Consider the following 3,448-nt stretch of genomic DNA (forward strand, 5'->3'; position numbering starts at 1 on the left):
CGCAAAGTGGATGGCCAGGCGCACCAGCCGCCGGCGAGCGACGGTCCGCGCCGCAGCCGCCTGCGCGACCCGGAAAGCGGGGACGGCGACGACGCACCGGCCGGGAGCGGCCTCGGTGCGGCCTTGCGTGAACGCGCCCTGGCGGCGCTGGACAAATACCGGGCATATCGCGCCGAAAAAGGACGGAACAAGCCGCGTCCACAACGTACCCCAACCTACAACCGCGCGCCCGTGTTGTCGCCTGACCGGGAAGACGGCGAACACCTCGCCTTCCGCGCGCCGCCGCGCCACCAGCCGGGCGAAGAAGCGCCGCCCGTGCGCAGCGAGCCCAACCTGAGCTGGGCGCACTACAAATCGCAAATCGCACCGGAGCCGGAAGAAGTCCCGCCGCCGCCCGCAGACGGCGACGATTACCGCCCGAAAAGCGACTACTTCGCCCGCCGTCAGGAGGCGGGCTTGCCGCTGCAAGGCGAAGACAGCACCTGGCTCACCGCTGCCAACGATGCCGCCAACGACGAAGACCTCGGCACGGTGGATGAAGACGATTTCGCCGCACTCGACGACAACTACGACACTCCCGCGACCGCCGAACCCGTCGCCCCGGCGGAAGAAAGCGGCGACCGCAACGAACCGCAACTGCGCGTCCGCCTCAACAGCGGCGCCGGTGCCGCCGTGGCGGTAGCGGGCAACCGCGCGCCGTTCATCGCCCCCTCGCGCATCGAAAAACCCTACCAGTTGCCCGCACTCGACCTGCTGAACCCCGGCAAAACCGCCGTCGCCAATTACAGCGACGAGGAGCTCGACGAAATGGCGATGCAGGTTGAGCAGGCGCTGAAAAACTACAAACTGAGCGTGCGCGTCGAAAACATCATCGTCGGCCCGGTCGTCACCTGCATCGAACTCTCGCTCGCCCCCGGCATCAAAGTCAGCTCGATTACCAATCTGGAGCGCGACATCGCCCGCCTGCTCTCGGTGCAAAGCGTGCGCGTGGTTGAAGTCATCCCTGGTCGCCCCTTCATCGGCCTCGAAATCCCGAACCGCAAACGCGAAATGGTGCCGCTGCGCGGCGTCCTCGAATCGCCGCAATACCAAAAAGAAACCTCACCGCTCACCGTCGTCCTCGGCGCCGACATCAGCGGCAAACCGGTCATCGCCAACCTCGGCAAAATGCCGCACCTGCTCGTCGCCGGTACCACCGGCTCCGGCAAATCGGTGGGCATCAACGTCATCCTCGCCAGCATGCTGTTCAAAGCCAAGCCGGACGAGCTGAAACTGATCCTGGTTGACCCGAAAACCGTCGAACTCGCCATGTACCGCGACATCCCGCACCTGCTCGCGCCGGTCGTCACCGACATGAGCGACGCCGAAAACGCGCTGCGCTGGGCGGTCGCCGAAATGGAACGCCGCTACCAACTGATGGTGGCGCTGAAAGTGCGCAAACTGGACGAATTCAACAAAATCATCCGCGAAGCCGAAGCGCGCGGCGAACACATCCCCGACCCGCTGGTTGACCCCACCCTCTACGTCGGCCTCGCCAACCCCGTGCCGGATTTGAAACCGCTGCCGCACATCGTCATCGTCATCGACGAACTGGCGGACATGATGATGGTCGCGGGCAAAAACGTCGAACAACTCATCGCCCGCATCGCGCAAAAAGCGCGCGCCGCCGGGATTCACATGATACTGGCGACCCAACGCCCGTCGGTGGACGTTATCACCGGCCTCATCAAATCCAACATCCCGACGCGCATCGCCTTCCAGGTCTCCTCCAAAATCGACTCGCGCACCATCCTGAACAGCCAGGGTGCCGAATCGCTGCTCGGTAACGGTGATATGCTCTACCTTGAACCGGGCAGCAGTATGCGTCGCGTCCACGGTGCATTCATTGACGACAAAGAAGTGGATCGCCTCACCACCTACCTCAAAACCCAGGGCGAACCGCACTACGAAGACATCACCGACCCGGCCGCCGCCACCCCCGGCGGCAACGGCAGCAGCAGCGGTGGCGACGAAGACGGCGAACTCGACCCGCTCTACGATCAGGCCGTACAAGTCGTCATCGAATCCGGCAAAGCCTCCATCTCCGGCCTGCAACGCCACCTCAGCATCGGCTACAACCGCGCCGCGCGCATGGTGGACGTGATGGAGCGCGCCGGACTCGTCTCCCGCCCGGACAACAAAGGCATCCGCAAAGTCCTCACTCCTGGCGGTGGCGGCGAAGAATACTAAAAGCCCCTTCCCCGTGGGGGAGGGGATAGCGCCCGTGAAATCACCACTGATGAAAATTGGCGATACCAGCGCGACCCAACCCTTACCGCCCCGTCATCCCCCGCCAAAACCTGCGCAAACCGCGCCCCCGTATAGTCCCGCCCCAAACCAACCCACAAGGAACACCCCATGAAAAAACCCCTGACCGCCGCCCTGCTGGCACTCGCCCTTGCCCTGCCCGCCGCCCACGCTGCGCCCGGCGACAACGCCAAAGAACCCAAAAAACCGGCGGCGGCTGCCAAAAAAGACAGCGGCAACCAACCCGCCAAAAAACCGGCAACCAACCCGCCCGCTGCTGCCAAAGAAAAACCCTTCGCCGCTGCCGTCAAACAACCTGCGGCCAAAGCGACCAACGACAAACCTGCCGCTGACAAGCCCACCCGCGAACGTCCCTTCGGCGCCGCCACCCGTACCGCCCCGGTAGCGGCTGCCGCAACCGCCGCCGCTGCCACCGCGCCCGAACCCCAACAACCAGCCGCCGCCGCGCCTGCCGCCAACGACGCAAACGCGCTGGAATCCTTCATGCGCGGCACCAAAGACCTGCAAGCCAGCTTCACCCAAACCGTGTACAACAAACGCGGCCAGGAAACGAGCTCAGGCCAAATGTGGGTCGCCAAACCAGGCAAATTCTACTGGGACTACCAGCGGCCGAACCCGCAAAAAATCATCAGCAACGGCAAAAAGGTTTACCACTACGACATTGACCTCGAACAAATCAGCGTGCGCGACCGCAGCGAACTCGTTGGCGACGTCGCCGTCGAACTCCTGAACGGCGATGACAACATCTCGCGCAACTTCCAGACCAACCGCACCGTGAAAAACCTCGTTCCGGCGCGCCTGCAAAAATACGCGGCAAACGGCGTCGCCTACCGCCTCAAACCGAAAAAACACCAGGAAGAATACGACAGCCTCTGGATCGTGCTGGACGGTAACACCATCAGCGCGGTGATGATCGACGGTGGCAGCAGCCAAACCGTCCTCACCTTCAGCAACATGAAACGCAACGCCGGCATCCCCGCCAAACAATTTGAATTTACCCCGCCGCCCGGCGTGGACATCGTCGGCAAATAACCCGCCGCCTGCCCCTTCCCCGCAGACTAAACGTAGGGTGGGTCTTGACCCACCACCACGAAATATCCGGCTTTCGCGGTGGGGCAAGCCCCACCCTACAGCCAAAACA

General features: G+C 63.5%; 2 protein-coding genes. Both read left to right on the forward strand.

All coding sequences use genetic code 11. From position 1 onward, the window contains the following. Positions 1 to 2,229: DNA translocase FtsK (locus Q0349_RS03185; RefSeq protein WP_298079431.1), on the forward strand; the 2,229-nt coding region annotated here is incomplete at its 5' end. Between the two features lie 168 nt (positions 2,230 to 2,397). Then, positions 2,398 to 3,339: an outer-membrane lipoprotein carrier protein LolA gene (locus Q0349_RS03190; RefSeq protein ID WP_298079432.1), complete on the forward strand. Its 942-nt coding sequence runs from the start codon at positions 2,398 to 2,400 to the stop codon at positions 3,337 to 3,339. The last annotated feature ends 109 nt before the right edge of the window (positions 3,340 to 3,448 follow it).

The sequence above is a fragment of the uncultured Cardiobacterium sp. genome, assembly GCF_938028185.1.
Classification (GTDB): Bacteria; Pseudomonadota; Gammaproteobacteria; order Cardiobacteriales; family Cardiobacteriaceae; genus Cardiobacterium.